The sequence below is a fragment of the Xanthobacter cornucopiae genome (assembly GCF_043195065.2).
In the GTDB taxonomy this organism is placed as follows: Bacteria; Pseudomonadota; Alphaproteobacteria; order Rhizobiales; family Xanthobacteraceae; genus Xanthobacter.
In genome coordinates this window covers 2,104,854-2,125,023 of the sequence record NZ_CM195531.1, presented here as the reverse complement: position 1 = coordinate 2,125,023, position 20,170 = coordinate 2,104,854, and the positions used below count along the sequence as shown (strand labels likewise).

The following is a 20,170-nucleotide window of genomic DNA, read 5'->3' as shown; positions in this document are numbered from 1 at the left end:
GCGTGGGAGCAAGCTCAGGCTCGTTCGACACATCCGGGGCGTCGTCTGGCTTGGTGGATGCCGCTTCCCGGTGATCAGGATGGAGCTTCGGCACGAACATCGGCCATGGCGATATCTGCGATGACGCGAACACGGACCCGACGGGCATTGCCAGGGAGATAGGCAATGGGCAGATCCTCCATCTCCAGGGTCTGGAGGCTTCCCTGCTCCGCGCCGGCGGCGATCGCCCGTCGGGTGGCTTCCGCCTGCGCCCGTCCGAGGGCCTCCTCGCGGGTGAGGCCGGTGAAGATGCGGTCCACCTCGCCGCTCACCTGGGCGATGGCTGCGCCGACGGCATTGGCGACCGCATAATGGGGAACGCGCACGACCTGCGAGATGCCGGGCATCTGATCCGGCACCAGGAAGCTGCCGCCGCCCACGGCCAGCAGGGGCAGGGGCGTGGCGTCGGTGCGCATCCGGTCCACGGCGTCGGCGATCATGTGCTCCATGCGCGCGAGGCCCTGCGCCACAAGAGCAACGGGCAGCCTTGCGACCTTTCCGCGGTCGCCAAGGTCGAGCCGTCCGGCGGCCACCGCCACGTCGGAGGCGGTAAGGGTCTTCCCGCCGAAAACGAGAGCCTTCTCCGGCAGCCGAAACCCCACGCTGGCGGGGCCGATGCGCTGTCCATCCGGGGAGATCTCGGTGCCGCCGCCAAGGCCGATGGAGAGGAGGTCGGGCATGCGAAACAGGGTGCGAACCCCGCCGATCTCCACCGCCGCATTGGCTTGGCGCGGAAAGCCCGCCTTCAGGCAACCCACGTCGCTGGTCGTGCCGCCCACGTCCACCACCAGCGCGTCCGCGATGCCGGAGAGAAAGGCCGCGCCCCGCATGGAATTGGTGGGGCCGGAAGCGAAGCAATAGACCGGATGGCTCTCCGCCACCGAGCCCTGCACGATGGTGCCGTCGTTCTGCGTGAGGAACAAAGGCGCGTCGAGGCCGCTGTCGGCGATGGCTGCGGTGAAGGCGGCCGTGGTGCGCCGCGCAAGGCTCTGGAGGCCGGCATTGAGCAGGGCCGCATTCTCCCGCTCCAGCAGGCCGATGCGGCCGATCTCGTGGGAAAGGGTGATGCGCGCGCCGCTCACCTCCTCGCTCACGATCTGGGCCGCCTCCCGCTCGCATTCATCGGTGAGCGGGGAGAAGACGCTGGTGATGGCGATGGCGGTGAGCCCGGCTTCGGCCATGCGTCGCGCCTCGGCGCGCACGGCCGCGCGGTCCAGCGGCACCAGGGACCGCCCGTCGTAATCATGGCCGCCACGCACCATGTGCACGGAGCCGCCCATGGCCTCGGCAAGATCCGCCGGCCAGCCGATGAAGGGCGGCAATCCCGCATTGGCGGGAAGGCCGATGCGCAGAGCCGCCACCTTGTCGAGCGCGCGCCGCTCGATCACCGCATTGGTGAAATGGGTCGTGCCGATCATCACCGCATCGATGCGGGGCAGGGTCTGGAGGGATGCGGCCTGCGCCATCAGATCGGCAAGAGCGCGGCGCACGCCGTCCGATACATCCGCGGTGGTGGGGCTCTTGACCGCGGCCAGCACCTTGTCGCCGTCGATGAGGATGGCGTCCGTGTTGGTTCCGCCAACGTCGATGCCGATGCGGCTCATCCGCGGGTCTCCTTGTTGCCGTCGAACACGCTGCGGAAATCCACGTCGTAGCCGAAGGCGCGGGGCCCCACATGGGCAAGGCCCTCCGGCGAGCGGTGGATCGCCGGCGCAGGCAGAGCGATCACGCTCACGCGCTGGCCGAAGCGCAGGCTCTCCGTGCCGATGGCCTCGCCCGTGACGGCATCCAGCACGCAGATGAGGTCGGGGGTGGTCACCGCCACCGCCCCGTCACGCCGGCCGATGGTGAATTCGTTCTGGAACGCGATCTCGAACGTGGCGCCTTCATCCGCATCGAGACCGTCGAGGCGCACATCACCGCGCAGAAAGCCTTCCGTCGTCTGGCGCTGTACGTCCGCCACCTTGCCTCCAAACAGCCGGATGCCGGCGGCCGCGCGCACCGTGGCTTCCACCGGGTCCTCGTGGGCGGCGCGGGCGCGGTGCACCTCGCGGCCGAGGGCGATGGCCTGAGACAGAGTGCGCAGAACGGCGAAGCGCTTGATCTCGGCCCCCGTGCGGGGCGCCTGGCAGGTGGTGGCGACCGATCCGAACTCGGTGCACACCTTCCGGCGCACGCGCTCCATCTCGTGCCAGCCGGCGGCCCGGGTAATGAGCACAGCATTGTCGCGCACGTCTGCCACAGCGTGCGGAACCATGTTCAGCCCGGCAATGGAGAAGCTCTGCATCTGCGCCTCGGGATAGGCGCGGCCCATGGCATCGGCATCCACCACCGGCAGGCCGCATGCGGCCGCCACCAGCAGCGGCTGGAAGGCGTTGCACCCGCCGACTTCCACGCTCATCACCGCGCGGAACGGCTGGCGAAGATAATCCTCCATGACGCGCACGGGCTTGAGCGCAAAGTCGGCATCGGTCATGCGCTCCTGGAAGACGAGCGGCGCCCCCATGGTGGACACCACGGCGACAAGGTCGTCGTCGTCGAGCTCATCAGGGTCCATGAGCATGATGCGGCTGCCCTCGTCATGGAAGCGCCGCACGCCCAGATACGAGGCATAAGGCGATCCGCCGCCGCCCGTGCCGAGGATCCAGGCGCCGGTGGCGAGGAATTCCAGTTCATCGGTCTTCAGCAAGCGAGGCAATGGCCGCTTCCTTCCTGGAGGGCAGGCAAGCGCCCGTCCGCCCAAAGGAGCGGGAAGTGCGCGATGGGCAAAGGCATCGGGCGAAAGGCTGCCCGCGATCGGCAAGCCAAGCATCCCCAGAAGTAATGACGTGAAACATGGCGGGCCCCGCCTCAGCACGCGAGCTTCATGGCGATCCCCAGATGTGGTGATGTCGCCCGGATATCATCCGCCTAATGTGCGTGGGTGGAATGGAGCCGTTCGGGCGTCGTGCGCGCCAGCATTCGCGCCGCTTTTCCCATCAAATGGTGCCTTTGCCCGCCAGATTTCGTCTCCCAGCCCCCGGGGCCTTTGAACGCGCATCATGAACGACAGCGTCAACGTCGAACCCCAACAGCAGGCGGTCCATCCCCGAGCGATATCGGCCGCTCTCCTTCTCCCCATCGTGGCGGTTTCGGCCGCCGGCGCGCTGATCGGCCTCGACCTGATCGCATCGCTTGGCATCACACCGAACACGTCCGTCATCGGCGCCATGGCTGCCATGACGTTGGGGCGCATCCCGCTGGCGGCGTTTGCCGGCTACCGGTCGCCGCATGCGCAGAACCTGGTGCAGAGCGCCATGTCCAGCGCCACTTTCGGAGCAGCCAACAGCCTGCTGCTGCCCATCGGCATTCCTTTCCTTCTCGGCCGGGCGGACCTCATCGCGCCGTTGTTCGCCGGCGTGGCCATGGCGATGATCATCGACGCGATCATGCTCTATCGCCTCTATGGCACCGCGATCTTTCCGGCCGAAGGAGCTTGGCCGCCCGGGGTTGCCGCGGCCGAGGTGATCCAGATGGGGGATTCTGGCCGCAGGGCAGGCCGCACGCTGGCCATCGGCGGTGGTGTTGGCCTGGCGGGTGGGGTCTTGGGGCTGCCCATGCTCGCGTTCGGGGTCGCGTTCATCGGCAGCGTGCCTGCCTTGTCCGCCTTCTGCGCCGGGCTGTTGGCGAAAATCCCCGGCGGCTGGCTCGCTGCGGGTGGGGGTGCCGCCTGGATCCAGCGCCTCGGCGTCGATCCCACGTTGCTTCCGCATGGCATGATGATCGGCGCGGCGCTCGTTGCTCTTGCGCAGATCGCCCCCCACCTCAACCCCGATGCTACCGGAGCCGTGGGCGCGGGGGCCTCTCGCCGGCCGGGCCGAACGCTTATGGGTGGGGCGGCGGCGTTCGTTGCCGTTGCGGCGTTCATCGCTGTTGCCGGGGGCCTCGCGGCTGAGCTCGATCCGCGGATGCTGGTGGCCTTCGTCGTGTTCGCGGCTGCGGCTGCTCTCACCCATCAGCTGGTGGTGGGGCTGGCGGCCATGCAGAGCGGCTGGTTTCCCGCTTATGCGCTCGCCCTCGTGACCTTGATGCTGGGCCTCCTGGCGGGCTTTCCGCCGCTGGCGCTCGCCTTGCTCACCGGCTTCACCGCAGCCACGGGGCCATGCTTCGCCGACATGGGCTACGACCTGAAGGCGGGAACGATCCTGCGGGCGGGCTGTGGGCCGGCGTTCGAGCTGGAGGGGCGGCGCCAGCAGTTGCTCGCCACTCTCGTCGCCTTCGCCGTCGCCATTCCCATTACGGCCCTCGCGTGGCCGAGCCTGCTCGGAAGGGGCCTCATTCCACCCATCGACCGCGTCTATGCGGCTGCCATCGACACCGGAGCGCACCCGCAGACGCTGGCGAGCCTTGCTCTGTGGGCTCTTCCCGGCGCCTTCGTTCAGTGGATCGGTGGTGCGCGCCGGCAGCTTGGGGTCATGCTGGCCACCGGGCTGCTGCTGGGTGATCCGGGCGCCGGGCTCGCTGTCCTCACAGGCCTTGCCCTTCGCCTCATCTGGCTGAAATGCCGGCCATCACGCCAAGAGGCATCTCGGGAGGCGCTCCAGGCCTTCGGTGGCGGCGTGATCTGTGCCGATGCCGTCGTTTCGGTGGTTCAGGGGATGTCCATCGGCGTGCTTCGTGGCCGCTGAGGCGCAGCACGCTACAAGGGGCCGTATCGAAGGGCCCCGCAAAACTTCATGTAGTTGAATGACAGTGCCGTGCGTTCCGGGATTGGCTCCCCACAAGCCTGATCACCGGAACAAGAGTCGCGATGCACGAAGGACGCCTCCGTCATGACCTGGATCCGAATGCAGCGGACGGCGATGAAGTCGTGCTCGAGCTGGAGGATTTGCTGTGGGCCGACGCCAGCGCGCTGCCCCCTGACACCCCATTTCACGGACATGGCCCCGTGGTTACGGCGATCACGCGAAACGCCGTGAGCGTACTCGGCCTGTGTATCGTCGTCGTGGATTCGCGGCTGCGGGTCCTCTATGCCAGCGCTGCCAGTCGAACCCATGCCACTCGCCCTTGCGCTGGCTTTGTCATGACCCGGCGCGTGCGTGGCGGTGGGACCTACCTGTCATTGGGAACCCGAGCGGATACGCTGGAGCTGCGGCGTTTGGTTGCCGCAGCCATCTCGGAGGGACCGACCAGCGAGGCCAGCGAGCCTCCCAATCCGTTCCATCCCTTATGCAGCCCCCGCAGCATCTGTCTCATTTCGCCGATCGCTGGCGGGTTGGTCGATCCACTGATGGGCGCACGCTTCCGAAATGCGGCACTCCTGATCTTCAAGCCGTTCTCGGCGATTCCGAAGCCGCCTCCCGTGCTGCTACGCACCCTGTTCCGCTTCACGCAGGCCGAAGCGGAAGTGGCGAGCGATCTGGTGGGTGGAATAAGTGCGGAAGAGGTCGCGCGGCTGCGCAACGTCAGGCTCGATACCATCCGCTCACAGATCCGGTCCATCCTGTCCAAGTCCGGGGCCCCGAACCTGCGGGCCTTTGAGAACAGGATCGGGAGCGTCATGGTCATGCTCCCTCCGGATTCCGCCGGGCTCCCCAAGGAGGGCTGAATGCCTGAAGAGAGGCTGACCTGCCGCGTCGGCTTTTGGTGCTCGCACGCAGGGATCGTCGGAACGTCCGCGCAGCTTGCCTGTGGCGTCGTGCATCAACACTTCTGGCGATGACGGCACCTTGCTGCCCCCTGCATGAAGGCAGGGTGATCGATCTTCGCTCCAGGTCCTGCTGAACCGTGTTGCTGCACGGTCCATCGCTGCGCTGGGCGGGACGCGCCGCAGGTGCAAACGCCGGTCTTGAGCATCGCGATGACCGGCGCCTTGTTCGCCGTGACCTCTCGGATGTGTCGACGCGATGTTGGCGGCGAGCGTTGGCGGAGCAGGAACGATCCAGATGACGGAAGGGATTGTCGCATGGCTGGTCATTTATTGAAGGCGGCGGCGGCCGCTGGATTTCTCGTCGCCTCAGGGCTCTCGGCCGAGGCGCTGCCGCTGCCCGCGATGCTCACTGACGCGCCGGCGCAGGTTACGCCCGTCGCCGATGGGTGCGGTGGAGGTTGGTATCGTGGCCCCGGTGGCGCCTGCCACCGTTTCGGATTCGGGCCGAATCCGGGCGGGTTCTTCGGTCCGTATAATGGTGGCGCGCCCTGGAATGGCTGCCCTCCCGGCTATTGGCGGGGCCCTTGGGGGCATTGCCGCAACACCCCCTTCCACGGCCGCCTGCCCGATGGAAACTGGCAGTAGGTCACGCGCTCTCATTGCGGAGAATGAACATGAACCTCATCAAGTCCGCCCTGTGCGCGACGCTCTGCAGCGGTCTGCTGCTGGCCGCCTCCGTCGCCCAGGCGCAAAATGCCCCGCAAGAAACCCAGATCATCGAGATCTACTCCGATGCTGATGCAAATGCGGTCCTCAACGCGCGTCTTGCCGCCCTCAAGACCGTGCTGGAGCTGACGCCGGCGCAGGATAAGCTTTGGGCGCCGGTGGAAGCCTCGATCCGCAAGATCGCTGCGGATTCGATGGCCCGCGGCAAGAAGCGGGCGGAGGCTAAGCCGCCATCCGACTTTCTTGAAGCGCTCGAGCGGATCGGCGAGGCCGAGGTCATTCGCGGCCAGGATCTCAAAGCCTTCGTCAGCGCGACACGTCCGCTTGTCGCGTCGCTCTCAGATGTTCAGAAGCACCGGATGCCTGCTTTTCTTGGGATGGTTGCCGACGCTCAGTCTCCACTGGCGACACGATCTCTGTGGCTGTTCGAGGAAGAAGAGCGGTGATGACGAAGGCATGATTTGAATTTAAACCACCGCGTTGGCCACAAACAGCTTCGGCATCCATGAGGTGCCGAATTTTAATTAAAATTAATTACGATAAATAAATTAAGTAATATTGAAATATTCCGGGTCTCTGACATATGATTTCCGAATTGTCATATCTAACCGCGCTTCTGATGCTCAGCGCGGCCCTGGCCTGGCTTCCATCTGCGTTTGCATTTGCCGGGGCGTTGACGGCTATCACCTACGTCACAGCCGCCGTCCTGGGTTACGTTCAGCCACTGGGCCTTCTCGCAGTTGTGCTATGCATGCTGATGGCTCATATCTGTAGCCGTTCTATTTGGATAACAAATAAAAAAATAGCAAAAATATCATTTTTCATATTATGCATTGCCTTGTCTGTTCATGTGTTTCCTGGATTTCAAAATCCAATTCTCATTGGTCCGGTTCAGTTCAGCCCAGATGCCTATCCGTTCAAGATGTACCTCAACCTGGATAAGGCTGCTGTGGGGCTTTCGATATTTCTGCTCTACAGGCCGCTCCGCAGGGGGGAGGGCATTCGAACATCATTGGCTTGGGCCGCCGCCGGCGCCTTCGCGACTGTCCTTGTGCTCCTGCCGCCGGCTCTCTTGTTCAAGGCCGTGGTTTGGGAGCCGAAGGTGCCGCCGGAGTTCGGCCTGTGGGCGCTGAATAATCTCCTGCTTGTCGCCTTCACCGAAGAGGCCTTGTTCCGAGGTTTCCTGCAGTCAAATCTAGCGCGCTGGTTTGAAAAATATTCCATGTCGCAATGGATTGCGTTGGGAATTTCTGCCGTAGCTTTTGGAATTATGCACTACTCTGGAGGTCCTATTATGGTTGTGTTCGCGTCGGTTGCGGGTGCTATTTACGGCTATGCCTTTCGTAAGGGTGGCCTCCTTGCATCGACACTCGCTCATTTTGGCTTCAATGCGGCCCACCTTCTTCTCTTCACCTACCCGCTCCGGATGATCCCGTCTGCTACCTGGTAGGGCGTGTATCGCGCCGCACGCCGTGATGATGGGCGCTTGGGCAAGTCAGCGCGACGGCGAGGGCGTCGAAGCAGATCCCATCCCGCCCCTGCAACCGTCGCGTCAGCATTGCACGGCATTCCACAGTACTCATGTCATGAACGCCTTTGCCATCCCAGTAGAAAGCCGTAGCGCTTCGATACGGTCCCTGGTTGCGCCGACGAGGGAGGGGCGATGTCCCCACATGCGCCGGCTTGAGAAATGGTGCTCACCACCTGCGAAAGTCATCTCAATGACAAGCCTACGTACCGATAGCACGCTGTTGCCCAGGCTATGCGTTCTGATTCTTCTGGTTGCATGGGGCGCCGCTGCGTTTGGCGTCACTGAGGCAGCGGCAGCGCCCGCACGCATCATTATCGTTCGCCACGGTGAGAAACAGAACCTGCTGTCTCTGTGTGGCGTTGGTCGGCAGCGGGCAGAGGCGCTCGCCGCGCAATATCTTGGTCCGAGGGCATCCAGGAGCCTTCTCAATGGCGCTCGACCGGCGGCCATTCTCGCCATTACCTTGCACACGCTGGAAACCGCGCAGCCCATCGCTGCGGCATGGAACATGAGTGTTGCCGCGAACCCGCTCATGCTCACGCCGTTTCACCCCGAAGTCCTGCTCAATGCGCGAACCGCCGCGGTGGCCCGGGACCTATTGGACAATCCGCGTTGGCGCGGACAGACGGTGGTCATGGTGTGGGAGCATCTCCATATCGCCAGCGCGCGGCTGGAAGAGGCCTTCCCGGGCCAGAGGGTCACGCTTCGGCAACTTCTGCACCTCGATCAAATGAGCGGTGCGTCCCGTCGCGTGCCAGGGACCTGGCCGGATGACACCTATGATTACTTCTGGATTCTCGATTATGACAGCCCGACATTGACAGTGCCGTCGCGCTTCAGCTTGGTGCGCCAAGTCTTCCGGCGTCCTTTCGAGGACCTGCCCTCCAACGGTTGGGGGCAGCCCGAACCGCGCTCCACCAAGTTCGGTTGCCTCTGATGGAGGAGGCAGAAGACTGTTGTCGGCGGGGAAACGCGTATGGCGGCGTTGCCGGCGGAATAGCGGCAGTTTAGACGCTCTGAGTATCCATGGTCAGCGCTGTGACGCGAATTCTGCGCGACGCACAGCTGGGAGGCGTCATGACACTTGAACCGCTTCTTGATGCCTCGGCGGCAATCCGCATTCACGCGTTTTCCGCCGTCGCCGCATTGGCTATCGGCATGATCCAGCTGGCTGCGCCCAAGGGGACAGTTCCCCATCGGCTCGTGGGCTGGGTGTGGGCGGCTTTGATGGCCAGCGTGGCGCTATCGTCCTTCTTCATCCATCAGATGCGCTGGATCGGCCCCTTCGGTCCCATTCACCTTCTCTCGCTTTACGTTCTCTTTGCCCTCCCTCTGGCGCTCCTGCATGGGCGCAGGGGCGACATCAGCCCTCATGCCAGAGGCATGCGCGGGCTGTTCTATGGCGGCCTCGTGCTGGCGGGGCTCTTTACCTTCTGGCCCGGACGCATCATGCATCAGGTCTTGTTCGGGGCACCGTGAGCTGCGCTCGCGGCTGGAGCGGCGCGCTAACGGCCCACATCCTCACCCGGGCTGACGAGAAGGCCCGCGGCTCTGGCCCGCGCCGACACTTTCTCAGTCCTTATCTCCCGTTCCGCCCTTTGCTTGAGGGTGGAGAGATATTGCGGCGTGATATCGAGATAGGCGGCGATCAGATGCTGGGGGATCGATCGCCATGCCTCCGGCAGTTCACAGGAGAGCTCTGCGTAGCGCTGCCGCGCGGTCTTCGAGCGCAGCGACATATGCCGCTGTTGTTTGCGTTGGAACATCTCCTCCGTCATCCGCGTTGCCAGGCGCTCCCAACCCGCATGACGCTCCACGGCTGCGTGCCGCAGGTGATAGGGCAGGACCGTGAGCCGACATGAAATGACGGCCTCGAACACCACCTCGGAGGGGAGGCCCTTGGTCGCGCTGTCCAGGGCCAGGGCGACGCCGCCGGCGAAGATGAAGTCCAGCAGGATCTTGCGCCCATCCGGCGATAAGGCGAACACCTGCAGGATGCCCTCATCGAGGAATCCGATCTCGTGCTCGGCCTGCCCTATGGTGCAGAAGACGCCCCCGCGCGGCAGGAAGCGCGGCCTGGTATGGGCGAGGAGCCAGTCGATCTCCACCGGAGGTAAGTCCGTTCGTCGCAGAATGAAATTGTTGAGTGTAGGCATCGCTGAATATGCTCTGGATCGCAACGGTGACACCGATGCTACCTTATTACCTGAAAATAGACGACGGGTTATCTTTCATCGCCCTGTTGCGGGCCAGAGCCTGCCGACGTGCCGAAGGCGCCGAAAGCACCAGAAGCAGTGACAGGCCGGCGACCACGATCTGATAGACTGCCGGCATCATGGGGCTGCCCGTCCGTGCGACCAGCCACGACACTGTGAGCGGTGCGAGGCCCCCGAAAGCCAATACCGAAAAATTATAGCAAAGCGCCACGCCTGTGGTCCGCACTTTGACCGGGAACAGCATGGCCAGCAATCCGGGGTGACAGGCGGAAATGAAGGCGAGAAAGGCGGTCGCGACAAGCTGCGCCGCCATGAGCCGTTCGAAATCGGGCGCGCCGGTCAGCCAGGCGTAAATGGGCCATGTCAGCCCCGCGAAGATGGCGGTGGACCATGAGAAAAGGCGGAAGGGACCGAGCCGATCCCCGAGCCAGCCGGCCAGCGGGTAGAGGCACACGGCCAGTGCGCCGGACGCAGAGGCGCTCAGCAATGCGTCCGTTCGCGTCAGGTGAAGCTCATGCACCACATAGACCACCAGATAGCTGTGCCAAAGATAGGCGATGGCGGTGCCCACGGCGATTAGACCGATGCCGCACCGAAGCGCGGGAGCCTCGGTGCGCAACGCCCGCAGCACACCAGCAGGGGCGGGGCTCTTCGAGACAGCGGCGCAAAATTCTGGAGTCTCTGCGACGCGCCAGCGCAAGTAGAGCCCGACAGGCCCGATGATGGCGCCGGCCGCGAAGGGAATACGCCACCCCCAGGTGCCGAAGGCGTCCGGCGTCAGGTTCTGCTCGAGCGCAAAAATGAAAAGCGATGCCGCCAGAATGCCGACGCCCTGCGCGCACATCTGGAAGCTGCCGTAGAACATGCGTCGGCCGGGCGGTGCGTGCTCCACCAGGAAGGTTGCGGAACCGGCGAATTCGCCGCCTACGGAGAGCCCTTGCACGATCCGCGCGGCAACGACGAGAAGGGGGGCGGCGATGCCGATCTGGTCATAGGCTGGCGCCAGCGCGAGGAGCAGGCTGCCCCCGGACATCATCCCCATCATTAAGGCGAGCGCGCCGCGGCGTCCGGCCTTGTCCGCATAGAGCCCCAGCAGAACCCCGCCGATGGGCCGGACGGCAAAGCCGACCGCAAAGGTCGCGAAAGCCAGGATGAGGCCGGAACCCGGTGCGTGATCGGGAAAAAATGCGATCGCGATCGATCCTGCGAGCAGGCCGTAGCTGAGAAAATCGAACCATTCGAGCCCGTTTCCGATGGCCGAGGCGATGATGGTGCGTGCTTTCGATCCCCCGGAGGAGGATGAGCCGAACATGATCTACTCCCTACTTGCCGCAGGAACGAACTTGGTTCCGAGGGGGCCGCCACAAGGGTGACGCCTCCTGCTCGTGCGGCCGGCAATGGATGGTGGCGGCCCTGTGGGCGTTCTGGTCCTGCCGCGCGCGGGCGCTCGTCATGGCACGCGGTAGAAGGGATTGGGCAGGAGAAAGATTTTCTCGGCGTGACCACCCAGAAGATCGGAGGGTTGGTCACCCACATTGGCGATGATGGTGTAGCCATCCTTTTCCAGCCGCGCCCGGATGGGCGTCTTGAAGTCGGCCGCCGATGCGAAACGCGCGCCATCGGGCGTCATGTACATGGCCTCGTACCCAGCAAAGCCGGCGGTTCGCAGGTTCGTCTCGGTCGCGGTCCGTTGGTTTTCCGGACGGCCGGTGATGAATACCACCGCGATACCGAGCTCCCGGGCGCGTCTGAAGAGATCCAACACCGGCGTAATGGCCACATCGGACGCCAGCATGTCCCAGGCGGCCCAGCCGCAGGGATCGGTGCCACCTGCAAGGCACGGTCCGCCGATGGGCCGGCCAAAGTCATCACGCCGGATGACCTCCCAATTCGACAGAGCCGTTTCGTCGATATCGAGCACTACAGCAGGCCGGTGGCTGTGGGGCGCTGCGTCATTGATCCACGCTATCGCAGCACGCGTGACCGATGACAGGTCGCGCTCATAGGCTGCGCTGCCGTGATATGCGGCAGCGGCGCGAATGGCATCGCCGACATTGAGGGGCTGCGCAGGCGGTGCCACGAACAAGCCATTCACCGTTTGAGCGAACGCAGCCGGCGGCGGCGCTATGCCCGCGATCATCACCAGCGCGACGACGCGCGCCATCATCCATCGACCCACCAACATGCCTCCTGATCCCGAAAGGTCGCCCGCGCAGCGAACGGCGCCAACATGCGGCGGCAGGGATGAGAGCACATCATTACTTCTGGTGATGACGAGGGCCTTTCCTCAAGCGAAGGAGACAGGCGAGACCATCCCGGCGCAACAGATCAAGTTAAAGATGCAAAATATTCTCGATACAATTCTTGGTGCCGCAGTTGTGCGGCTTGTCGCACGCGTCTTGCTGACGTTCGTCTTTTGGAGCGCCGGCCTCGCCGCGCTCCTCTCGTTCCCCTCCTGGGTAGAGGAGATGGCGCATTTCGGCCTGGAGCCGGCGCCGGTCTATGGCGCTGCGACTGCCGCGTGGCTTCTCATTGGATCGGCCATGATCATTCTGAACCGCGCAGCCTGGCTGGGCGCGGCATCCCTCATCGTCTTCACGGTGCTGACAATACCCATCGCGCATGGGTTCTGGACGATGCCCGAGCCGGAGCGAACCGCGCATTTTCATGTGGTCATGGAGCACATTTCTCTGATCGGTGCGCTCCTGGCGGCGGCGATCCTCTGCCAGGACCGGAAAGCGAAATAATTCAGCAGAAATATACGGAGATCATCATGGATGATGCGCGGATGAACCGTCGACGCCTCGCGGCGCTGGCCGCCGGAGCCGCAGTGCTCGGAACAGTGGGCGTCGCAACTCGCGCCGAGGCGTATCAAGGCAACATGGAGAGGGCGCTTTCATCCCTTTATGACGCCCTGGCCACCCTGCGCGAGGCGTCATCGAACAAGGGCGGCCACCGCATGAAGGCCATGGCTCTCATTCAGCAAGCGATCGAACAGACGCAGGCTGGTGTCGAGTATGCCGACGAACATGGCGGCGGTGGTGCTCAATAGCGCCGTGTGACGCGAGCCATGCCGCATGCCTTGCGGCGTGGGCCTTCCCCACCGAAGTGTGCCCCGTGCCCTTCAGCCCCTCAGACAGCATTCCGAGGCGAAGCACCCCATGTCCGCCACAGTGATCCAGCATGTGCTCAATCGGCTGAAAGATATTGGAATTGATGACGTCTTCGGTGTGCCGGGCGATTATTCATTCTCGGTTTGCGACGCTGTGCTCGCGGATCCGCAGCTACGCTGGATCGGCTGCTGCAACGAGCTCAATGCGGGCTATGCGGCCGACGGCTATGCCAGGGTCAAGGGCGCGGCTGCGCTGTCCACGACCTACGGCGTGGGAGAGCTCAGCGCGATCAACGCGGTCGCCGGCTCCTATGCCGAGCACCTTCCCATCTTCCATCTGGTCGGCACCCCGCGCATGTCGGTGCAGACGGCCCGTGCCATCATGCATCACACCCTTGGCGATGGAGAATACGGCCTCTTTCGGCGCATGTGTGAACCAGTGGTGGTCGCCCAAGCCGTGATGACACCCCAGAATGTTGCCTATGAAACAGAACGGCTGATCCACGAGGCGCTCTACCATCGCCGGCCCGTGTACATGGCGTTTCCGGCCGACCTCGCAGAGCAGCCGGTTCTCGGTGCCGCCTCGCCGGTCTCGCCCTCACGAAGCGACCCGGCAGCGCTCCAGCGAGCAGCACATGCGATCATTGAGGCGCTCGAGGCGTCGACGGCGGCCTGCCTTCTGCCGGGCGTCCTTATTGCCCGTGCCGGCTTCTCTTCCCTCCTGCAAAGGCTCGTGGACGGCAGCGGCTTGCCGTTCGCATCCATGGCGATGGACAAGGGGGTGCTCGATGAGGATCAGCCTGCTTTCATCGGGATGTATGACGGCGCCATCATGAATGAAAGCGTCGGTGCTTTTGTGGAGGGGTGCGACCTCGTCCTCGCGGTCGGCGCCTTGATGAGCGATTTCAACACCGGAGCCTTCACCGCCAGGCTCGATCCGGCAAAAATGATCCAGGTCGGCCATCATCGGACGAGGGTCGGCGGCGTGCTCCATCAGAATGTGGAGATGGACGAGCTGATCGTCGAGCTGACGCGCCGTCTCACACACCGCCCATGGGTTCGTCCTGATGTGCCGGAGCGTTCCCCCGCGATGAAGGCGACGAAGCCGATCGCCGATGCTCCGATCACGGCGGAGGCTCTCTATGCCCGCTGGGCGGATTTCCTGCGCCCCGGCGATCAACTGGTGGCCGAGACGGGGACCATCTCCATGGGCCTCGCATTCGCGGCCCTGCCGAGGGGCGCGGGCTTCCACAATCAGACGCTGTGGGGCTCCATCGGCTGGGCCACGCCGGCGTCCGTTGGCATCGCGGTCGCGGCGCGGGAGCGGCGCACCATCCTCGTGACGGGAGATGGCTCCCATCAGCTCACGGCACAGGAGATCGGCCTGTTCGGCCGCTTGGGGCTGAAGCCCATCGTCTTCGTGCTGAACAATTCCGGCTACCTGATCGAGCGTCTTCTCTGCCGCGACCCTGACGCCGCCTATAACGACGTCGCGCCCTGGCGCTACACGCAGCTTCCCCAGGCACTTGGCTGCGAAGGTTGGCTGACCGCTCGCGTCTCGACCATTGGGGAGCTGGATGCGGCGCTCATCGCTGCCGAAACGGGCAATCAAGCGGCCTATATCGAGGTGGTGACAGGCCCTTATGAGGCCTCCCCGCTCGCTCGCAAGCTGCACGATGCTCTTGCGACGCTCTACCCCAAATAAGTTCTTCCAAAAGTAAGTTCGACCAAAAGCAAGCTCTATCCCAAGCCATGCGCCGAGTGACACGCGGCAGACCAACGCCCCATAGACCAGCAGGAGATCGCATGTCCGAGACGAGCGAACCTCATTTTGATGCCGTTACCGTCAACCACATTGCCATCACGGTTTCCGATCTCGCCCGGTCAAAGGCCTGGTATTGCCGGATGTTTGGGCTTTCGGTGATCCAGGAAAGCGCCGAAAGCGTGCTGCTTGGGTTCGGCGAGAGCATGTTGGTGCTCCGCCCCGGCGAAAAGCCCGGCACGATCTCCCACTTCATGTTCGGTCTCGCTGCATATGACGCCGAGCGGATCGAGGCGCAGCTGAAGGCCGAAGGTCTTGATCCCCAGAAGGATTCGGACAGCTTCCATGTCCGCGATCCGGATGGGCTCGACGTTCAGCTCGGCGACCGGATGCTCGGGCTTCAGGGGTTCGTGGAAAACGGCTTCAAGATGAAGTGAAGCCCCGCGCCGCGACGGTGTGCGCAGATCGCGGACGTCGCGTGGCGGACTGCTCCCGGAGACCGCGAGGCAAGTCCTGCCTCTCTTTGAAATCATGCGCTTCCAGGAATTCCGGCATGTGGATCGCTCGGGGCATGGCGGCCGCTACAATTGTGCTTTGGGCGGCCAACTACATCTGGAGCAAGGAACTTCTCGCCTGGCTCGATCCGGTCGCCGCGGCTGAGGCGCGTTTCAGCCTGTCCGCGGTGGTGCTGCTGGCCCTCGCCGCGCCCGGCGGCGGCCTCCTTGCTGCCTTCCGGGCACATTGGCGCGGTTATCTGGCGCTGGGCGGCATCGGTATTTCACTCTACCAGTTGCTGCGTTTCGTCGCGCTGGACCACATGACTGCGGTGAACGGCGCCGTCGTCATGGCGCTGACGCCCGTGCTCACCATGGCGGGGGCCGCAGGGTTTCTGGGTGACGCGTTTGGGTGGCGTGCCGGAATGGGGATGCTCATCGCTGTTGCGGGGGCTTTGCTCGCGGTGCTGGGTGACAGTCCCGCAGGCCTTGCTGGCCTCACGCTCGACCTCGGCGAGCCCATCGCGTTTGCTGCCGCGATCTGCATGGCGTTCTACACTGTGGCGGCGCGCCGGCTGTTGCCCTCAGACGTGCCAGTGATGACCAACACCGCCTTGGTGATTGCCACGGGCACGCTCCTGCTTCTGCCCTTCTGCGTGCTGGGTGGGCCGCCGCGTGGAGCGCCCACGCGCGATGCTGTGGTGGCCTTGGTCGGCGTGGCGCTTGGCGCCACAGTGCTGGGCTACATATTCTGGAACCGGGCCGTGCAGGTGCTCGGCGTCAGCGAACCGAACCTGCTCTACAACTTCATTCCCGTGCTGACCATGATCATGGTCGCGCTGCGAGGAACATCGCCCTATCCGGCGCAGGTCATCGGCGGCCTCCTGGTGGCGGCTGGGGTCACGCTTTCGGTTTGTGCCCGACGCCCGCAACGGGTGGAGAAGCCAGGAACCGAGCAGTACGTTCGACCTTCCCTCGAAGAAGTGGACCATCGCCGCGCGCCGCAATCCGCAGACCGGTGATGTTCGCGGACGGGGTTCGACCGGCATCCCTGTTTTGCTTGAGAAGACCACCGAAGACCACGCAAGCGCGCATTCTCGCGATAGAGGAGGCATTCATGGATGAGAGACATCAGGACGCTCTCAATGCCTCCGCACTGCAGGGCGGCTTCACCGATGCGCCCTCACGGATGACCATCGTCGGCTGGGTGCTCTTTGATCCCGCATGCCAGCCATTCTTTACCCTTGTGACCACCTTCGTCTTCGCATCCTATTTTGCGCATGTGGTGGTGGGAGATGGCGCGCGAGGTCAGGCCCTTTGGGGCTATGCCGCCGGCGGCGCGGGTCTCCTCGTTGGAGTGCTTTCCCCCTTTCTCGGCGCGCTCGCAGATGCCACGGGGCGCTACAGATCCGGGATGGCGGCCTGCGGCCTGATGCTGGTGGGCGGCTCCGCGGCCCTATGGCTCGCGGTGCCCGGCGCGCCGGCCGCCGTGCCGCTGGCCCTCATCGCATTCATGGTGGCTCTTTTCGGCGCGGAGTGCGCGCTGGTGTTCGCCAATGCGCTGATGCCAGTGCTGGCCGCGCCGCATCGGCTCGGGCGCGTCTCGGGTCTCGGTTGGGCCGCGGGTTATCTGGGCGGGCTGACGGCCCTCGGCATCGTTCTATCGTTTCTCGTGGCGGACCCCACCACGGGCCGGACAGCGTTCGGCCTGCAGCCGTTTTTCGGTTCCGATGCCCACGCGGGTAGCGGCCCCCGCATCGTCGGACCGTTTTGCGCGGCATGGTTCATGCTGTTCGCGGCGCCCTTGTTCCTGTGCTCCTGCGAACGGTCCCGCCGCCTGCCGACCCCACAGCCACTCGGAACTGTAATCGCGCGCCTCAGGGGCAGCGTCCGGCGGATCCGCCGTGACGCGGAGCTCTTGCGTTTCATGGTGGCACGCATGCTGTATGCGGACGGTCTCGCTGCCCTTTTCACTCTCGGTGGGATCTATGCCGCCGGCACCTTTGGATGGGGCCCGGCGCAGACGGGGATCTTTGGCGCCCTCATTCTTGTTGCCGGCATCTTCGGCGCGCTGGCTGGCGGCGTGCTGAATGACAGGATCGGCGCGCACGGCGTCATTCTCGGATCCATCGGCGCTCTTTTGTGCGCGCTCCTGGGCATGCTCTCGCTTGAACGCGATGCGCTGCTGTTCGGCCTCGTTCAGATGGAACCGTCTGCCGGGGACTTCAAATCACCGCAAGAGCGGATCTTCCTGGCGCTGGGGCTTGTCGTGGGCGTGGTCGCGGGGCCCCTCCAATCCTCATCGCGCGTCCTTTTGGTCCAAATGGCTCCAGCCGGACATATGGGCGCGCATTTCGGCCTGTTTTCCCTGTCCGGGCGCGTGACGTCATTCATGGGGCCGACCTTGGCCGCGCTTCTGACCGCTCTGACGGCAAGCCAGAAGGCCGGAATGACTGTGCCGATCCTTCTGATCGCAGCCGGAGGCTGGCTGCTGTGCCGAAGGGACGAGAGCGGCAGGGGAGGGTCGCAGGCATGAGCATCCTGCCGCGGAAGGAGAACCAAAGGTGCCACCCTCGCCGGTGGGGCCCGGCGGGGGTGGCATTGTTCCATCTTTGCTCTCGCCGCTCATTCGGCCGGCCGGTCGATGTGGCATTCCCGGGCGGCATGGGCCAGTTCCGCGGTGGGATTCCTGTAGACGGGCGTGAGCCGGGCCCGTTCGACATCCGAGCGCGTCAGCCCGAGATCGGCAAGCCGCGCGTCGTCGAGATCGGCGATCTGTTGAAAGGCCTTCCAACCGTTCAGGACATTGACGAAGCGGACCAGGGCGGAACCCAGCATCCCGGCGTTGCGCGAGGCGGCATCCCGCATCGTCGTCGCCTGCGGGAAGGGCATATGAGCCATCGACATGATCGGTCTCCTGAAACATCCAGGCTTCTGCCTGATCGATGTGGCCATTGTCCGCTTCCGGGCTCCGGGAAGCCTGCCGGCTTTCGCCATCGCGCCTGTCGCTTTTTGACATTCAGCGAAGGGAGGTCGGATGCCTGAGAGACATCCGGAGATTCCTCCGGGCTTCCTGGGGAGCGTGCGCAGGACGGTCGCGGGCGGGCGCATCCACATCGACCATTGCCATGCCGAAATGGAGTTCGATCTCATCTTGCGGGGATCCGGTCGCTACCTTGTGGGTGACCAGATGCTGGAATTGCGGCCGGGCACCCTCGTGTGGCTGGTCCCGGACGTCCGGCATCGCCTCGTTCGGGCGCCCAATCTGGAAATGTGGGTGGTGAGCCTGACAGCCCAGCTCGCGCCTGCGGAATGGACGGCACAGGTCGAAGCTCAACCCACTTATGTTCTGGACGGCGATCAATTGATCGACCTTGATCGTCTCCTCGGTCAGATCGCACAGGATTTCGATGATCCTCAAGCTTTCAATGCCGGCCTCGCCTATGCCATCGCGCGCGCCGTTCGCGCGTGCCGCGCGAGCCAGACTGCGATACTGCGATCGGTCCATCCCGCAGTCGCGCGCGCCCTGCTGGTCATTCGCGAACGGCCGGCGGGTATCTCATTGTCGGATGTGGCGCGGGAAGTCGGCGTGGCGGCGTCCTATCTCAGCCGCCTGCTGATCACCGATACCAACAGAAGCTTCGTCGAATGGCGCAATCGGGCGCGGCTGGAGCATTTCTTCAGGACCTACCGGGCCGGCTCAAATCTTCTCACCGCCTGCCTCGACGCCGGCTTCGGCAGCTACGAGCGTTTCCACGTGGTGTTCAAGGATATGGTCGGGTGTTCTCCCAGCGCGTGGGCCGCCAAGGGAGAAGGTGTGAGGGCGAATGTCGAGGCGCTGACCAGCGACGGCGCCTGGGAGTTCGGGCCTCCGGCGGCGGACAATCTTCTTGCCCAGCGCACCTGGGCGCGGCTGATCGTGCCCGAGCTAGCTCCGGTGGGAACCTGCCTGTCGGGACGCTTCCTCAGCCTGTTGCTCAAGGCATCCGGAACCGTGGAGATGCCCAGCCCCGACCTGCCGTGCTTCGAGTACTCGTGCCTGATCGAAGAGATGGCACAGTTCGGCGCGCAGCTCGAAGCACGTAATCTCGCGCTGGCGCGGGACTTTCGTGCGATGCTCGGAGCGCCGCACGACGTCTATGGAGTCTGCGCCGATATTCTTGAAGCCTTCGGCCTGTGCGCCGAAGATCTGGCCGATGTCGTCGCGGCCATCCTCGCGCTCTCCTGGACCATCGCCCACAAGGCCGGTGATCCTGGCCAGGAGCCGGTGCAGGCCCTTGCGCGCCAGTCACGTCAAGCCTTGTTCCAAGCTTTGTTCCGGGTGGGGACCGCGGACGATGTGCCCGGCGCCCGCGCGCTTCATGTCGCCCTGATCTGCCATTTCTTCGTGTTCTACCGCGCGATGGAGGCTGCCCGCGCGACCAGCGACGTGCGCATGCTGGAGCAGCTCAGTGGCGCCGTGCGTGGGTGGTGCGTGGCTGTCTTCGGCAATGACCTCGCCCGAACGGCGCTCGGCGCTTCCGGTCTTACGGAGACCTGACCTGTTGGCGCAGCGATGATCTTGGCCGAGCCGGGAGGCGCCATGACACCCAGGCGCCCAACATGAAGCCCACAACATCACGCTGATTTGGAGGGGCGGATCACCTTTTCTGGTGATGACC

The 20,170-nt window shown here is 64.5% G+C and carries 20 protein-coding genes; 14 read left to right on the top strand and 6 right to left on the bottom strand.

Going from position 1 to position 20,170, the window contains the following annotated elements:
- Positions 1-74: 74 nt before the first annotated feature.
- Together V5F53_RS09515 and V5F53_RS09510 are read right to left on the bottom strand one after the other, a co-directional pair.
- A complete protein-coding gene (locus tag V5F53_RS09515; protein ID WP_393998552.1) occupies positions 75-1,643 on the bottom strand; it encodes a hydantoinase/oxoprolinase N-terminal domain-containing protein in 1,569 nt (522 codons plus the stop codon).
- A complete protein-coding gene (locus V5F53_RS09510) occupies positions 1,640-2,737 on the bottom strand; it encodes an S-methyl thiohydantoin desulfurase family protein (RefSeq protein ID WP_393998551.1) in 1,098 nt (365 codons plus the stop codon). Before V5F53_RS09510 ends, V5F53_RS09515 begins: the two co-directional genes overlap by 4 nt.
- A 343-nt stretch (positions 2,738-3,080) precedes the next feature.
- On the opposite strand from V5F53_RS09510, the gene V5F53_RS09505 reads away from it, so the two are divergent.
- The 7 genes from V5F53_RS09505 to V5F53_RS09475 all read left to right on the top strand — a co-directional run bounded on the left by V5F53_RS09505 (position 3,081) and on the right by V5F53_RS09475 (position 9,404).
- The gene (locus tag V5F53_RS09505; RefSeq protein ID WP_393998550.1) at positions 3,081-4,706 is read left to right on the top strand and encodes an OPT family oligopeptide transporter; all 1,626 of its coding nucleotides are present in this window, start codon (positions 3,081-3,083) and stop codon (positions 4,704-4,706) included.
- Between the two features lie 122 nt (positions 4,707-4,828).
- Entirely contained in the window at positions 4,829-5,626 is a 798-nt protein-coding gene (locus V5F53_RS09500) for a helix-turn-helix transcriptional regulator (protein ID WP_393998549.1), read from the top strand.
- A gap of 357 nt (positions 5,627-5,983) precedes the next feature.
- Positions 5,984-6,313 carry a hypothetical protein gene (locus V5F53_RS09495; RefSeq protein WP_393998567.1) on the top strand — a complete coding sequence of 110 codons (330 nt, stop codon included), beginning with the start codon at positions 5,984-5,986 and terminating at the stop codon, positions 6,311-6,313.
- 29 nt (positions 6,314-6,342) lie between these two features.
- Positions 6,343-6,840 (top strand): Spy/CpxP family protein refolding chaperone, encoded by a 498-nt coding sequence (locus tag V5F53_RS09490; RefSeq protein WP_393998548.1) that lies wholly within the window; start codon positions 6,343-6,345, stop codon positions 6,838-6,840.
- 137 nt (positions 6,841-6,977) lie between these two features.
- The gene (locus tag V5F53_RS09485; RefSeq protein WP_393998547.1) at positions 6,978-7,844 is read left to right on the top strand and encodes a CPBP family intramembrane glutamic endopeptidase; all 867 of its coding nucleotides are present in this window, start codon (positions 6,978-6,980) and stop codon (positions 7,842-7,844) included.
- A 223-nt stretch (positions 7,845-8,067) separates the two neighbouring features.
- Positions 8,068-8,862, top strand: coding sequence for a histidine phosphatase family protein (locus tag V5F53_RS09480; protein WP_393998546.1), 795 nt, complete (start codon positions 8,068-8,070; stop codon positions 8,860-8,862).
- Positions 8,863-9,002: 140 nt separating this feature from the next.
- Positions 9,003-9,404, top strand: coding sequence for a DUF2306 domain-containing protein (locus V5F53_RS09475; RefSeq protein WP_509212996.1), 402 nt, complete (start codon positions 9,003-9,005; stop codon positions 9,402-9,404).
- Between the two features lie 26 nt (positions 9,405-9,430).
- Here the strand turns inward: V5F53_RS09475 and V5F53_RS09470 are convergent, their stop codons facing one another.
- The 3 genes from V5F53_RS09470 to V5F53_RS09460 all read right to left on the bottom strand — a co-directional run bounded on the left by V5F53_RS09470 (position 9,431) and on the right by V5F53_RS09460 (position 12,308).
- Positions 9,431-10,033 carry a Crp/Fnr family transcriptional regulator gene (locus tag V5F53_RS09470; protein ID WP_509212995.1) on the bottom strand — a complete coding sequence of 201 codons (603 nt, stop codon included), beginning with the start codon at positions 10,031-10,033 and terminating at the stop codon, positions 9,431-9,433.
- Between the two features lie 94 nt (positions 10,034-10,127).
- Complete coding sequence (locus tag V5F53_RS09465; protein WP_393998543.1) at positions 10,128-11,453, bottom strand: MFS transporter; 1,326 nt, start codon at positions 11,451-11,453, stop codon at positions 10,128-10,130.
- Between the two features lie 138 nt (positions 11,454-11,591).
- On the bottom strand, positions 11,592-12,308 hold the full coding sequence (locus tag V5F53_RS09460) for an HAD family acid phosphatase (RefSeq protein ID WP_393998542.1): 717 nt from the start codon (positions 12,306-12,308) through the stop codon (positions 11,592-11,594).
- Between V5F53_RS09460 and V5F53_RS09455 the strand changes: the two genes are divergently transcribed.
- The 6 genes from V5F53_RS09455 to V5F53_RS09430 all read left to right on the top strand — a co-directional run bounded on the left by V5F53_RS09455 (position 12,268) and on the right by V5F53_RS09430 (position 18,045).
- Positions 12,268-12,888 carry a DoxX family protein gene (locus V5F53_RS09455; RefSeq protein ID WP_393998541.1) on the top strand — a complete coding sequence of 207 codons (621 nt, stop codon included), beginning with the start codon at positions 12,268-12,270 and terminating at the stop codon, positions 12,886-12,888. The two genes, V5F53_RS09460 and V5F53_RS09455, sit on opposite strands and share 41 nt — an antisense overlap.
- A gap of 26 nt (positions 12,889-12,914) precedes the next feature.
- On the top strand, positions 12,915-13,193 hold the full coding sequence (locus V5F53_RS09450; RefSeq protein WP_393998540.1) for a hypothetical protein: 279 nt from the start codon (positions 12,915-12,917) through the stop codon (positions 13,191-13,193).
- Between the two features lie 109 nt (positions 13,194-13,302).
- A complete protein-coding gene (locus V5F53_RS09445; RefSeq protein WP_393998539.1) occupies positions 13,303-14,958 on the top strand; it encodes an alpha-keto acid decarboxylase family protein in 1,656 nt (551 codons plus the stop codon).
- Positions 14,959-15,059: 101 nt separating this feature from the next.
- Positions 15,060-15,452 carry a VOC family protein gene (locus V5F53_RS09440; protein WP_393998538.1) on the top strand — a complete coding sequence of 131 codons (393 nt, stop codon included), beginning with the start codon at positions 15,060-15,062 and terminating at the stop codon, positions 15,450-15,452.
- A gap of 116 nt (positions 15,453-15,568) precedes the next feature.
- Entirely contained in the window at positions 15,569-16,531 is a 963-nt protein-coding gene (locus tag V5F53_RS09435) for a DMT family transporter (protein ID WP_393998537.1), read from the top strand.
- A 95-nt stretch (positions 16,532-16,626) separates the two neighbouring features.
- On the top strand, positions 16,627-18,045 hold the full coding sequence (locus V5F53_RS09430) for an MFS transporter (protein ID WP_393998536.1): 1,419 nt from the start codon (positions 16,627-16,629) through the stop codon (positions 18,043-18,045).
- An 89-nt stretch (positions 18,046-18,134) separates the two neighbouring features.
- On the opposite strand, the gene V5F53_RS09425 is transcribed toward V5F53_RS09430, so the two are convergent.
- Entirely contained in the window at positions 18,135-18,464 is a 330-nt protein-coding gene (locus tag V5F53_RS09425; protein ID WP_393998535.1) for a DUF1127 domain-containing protein, read from the bottom strand.
- A gap of 82 nt (positions 18,465-18,546) precedes the next feature.
- Between V5F53_RS09425 and V5F53_RS09420 the strand changes: the two genes are divergently transcribed.
- Positions 18,547-20,049, top strand: a complete 1,503-nt coding sequence (locus tag V5F53_RS09420) for a helix-turn-helix domain-containing protein (RefSeq protein ID WP_393998534.1) — start codon at positions 18,547-18,549, stop codon at positions 20,047-20,049.
- The last annotated feature ends 121 nt before the right edge of the window (positions 20,050-20,170 follow it).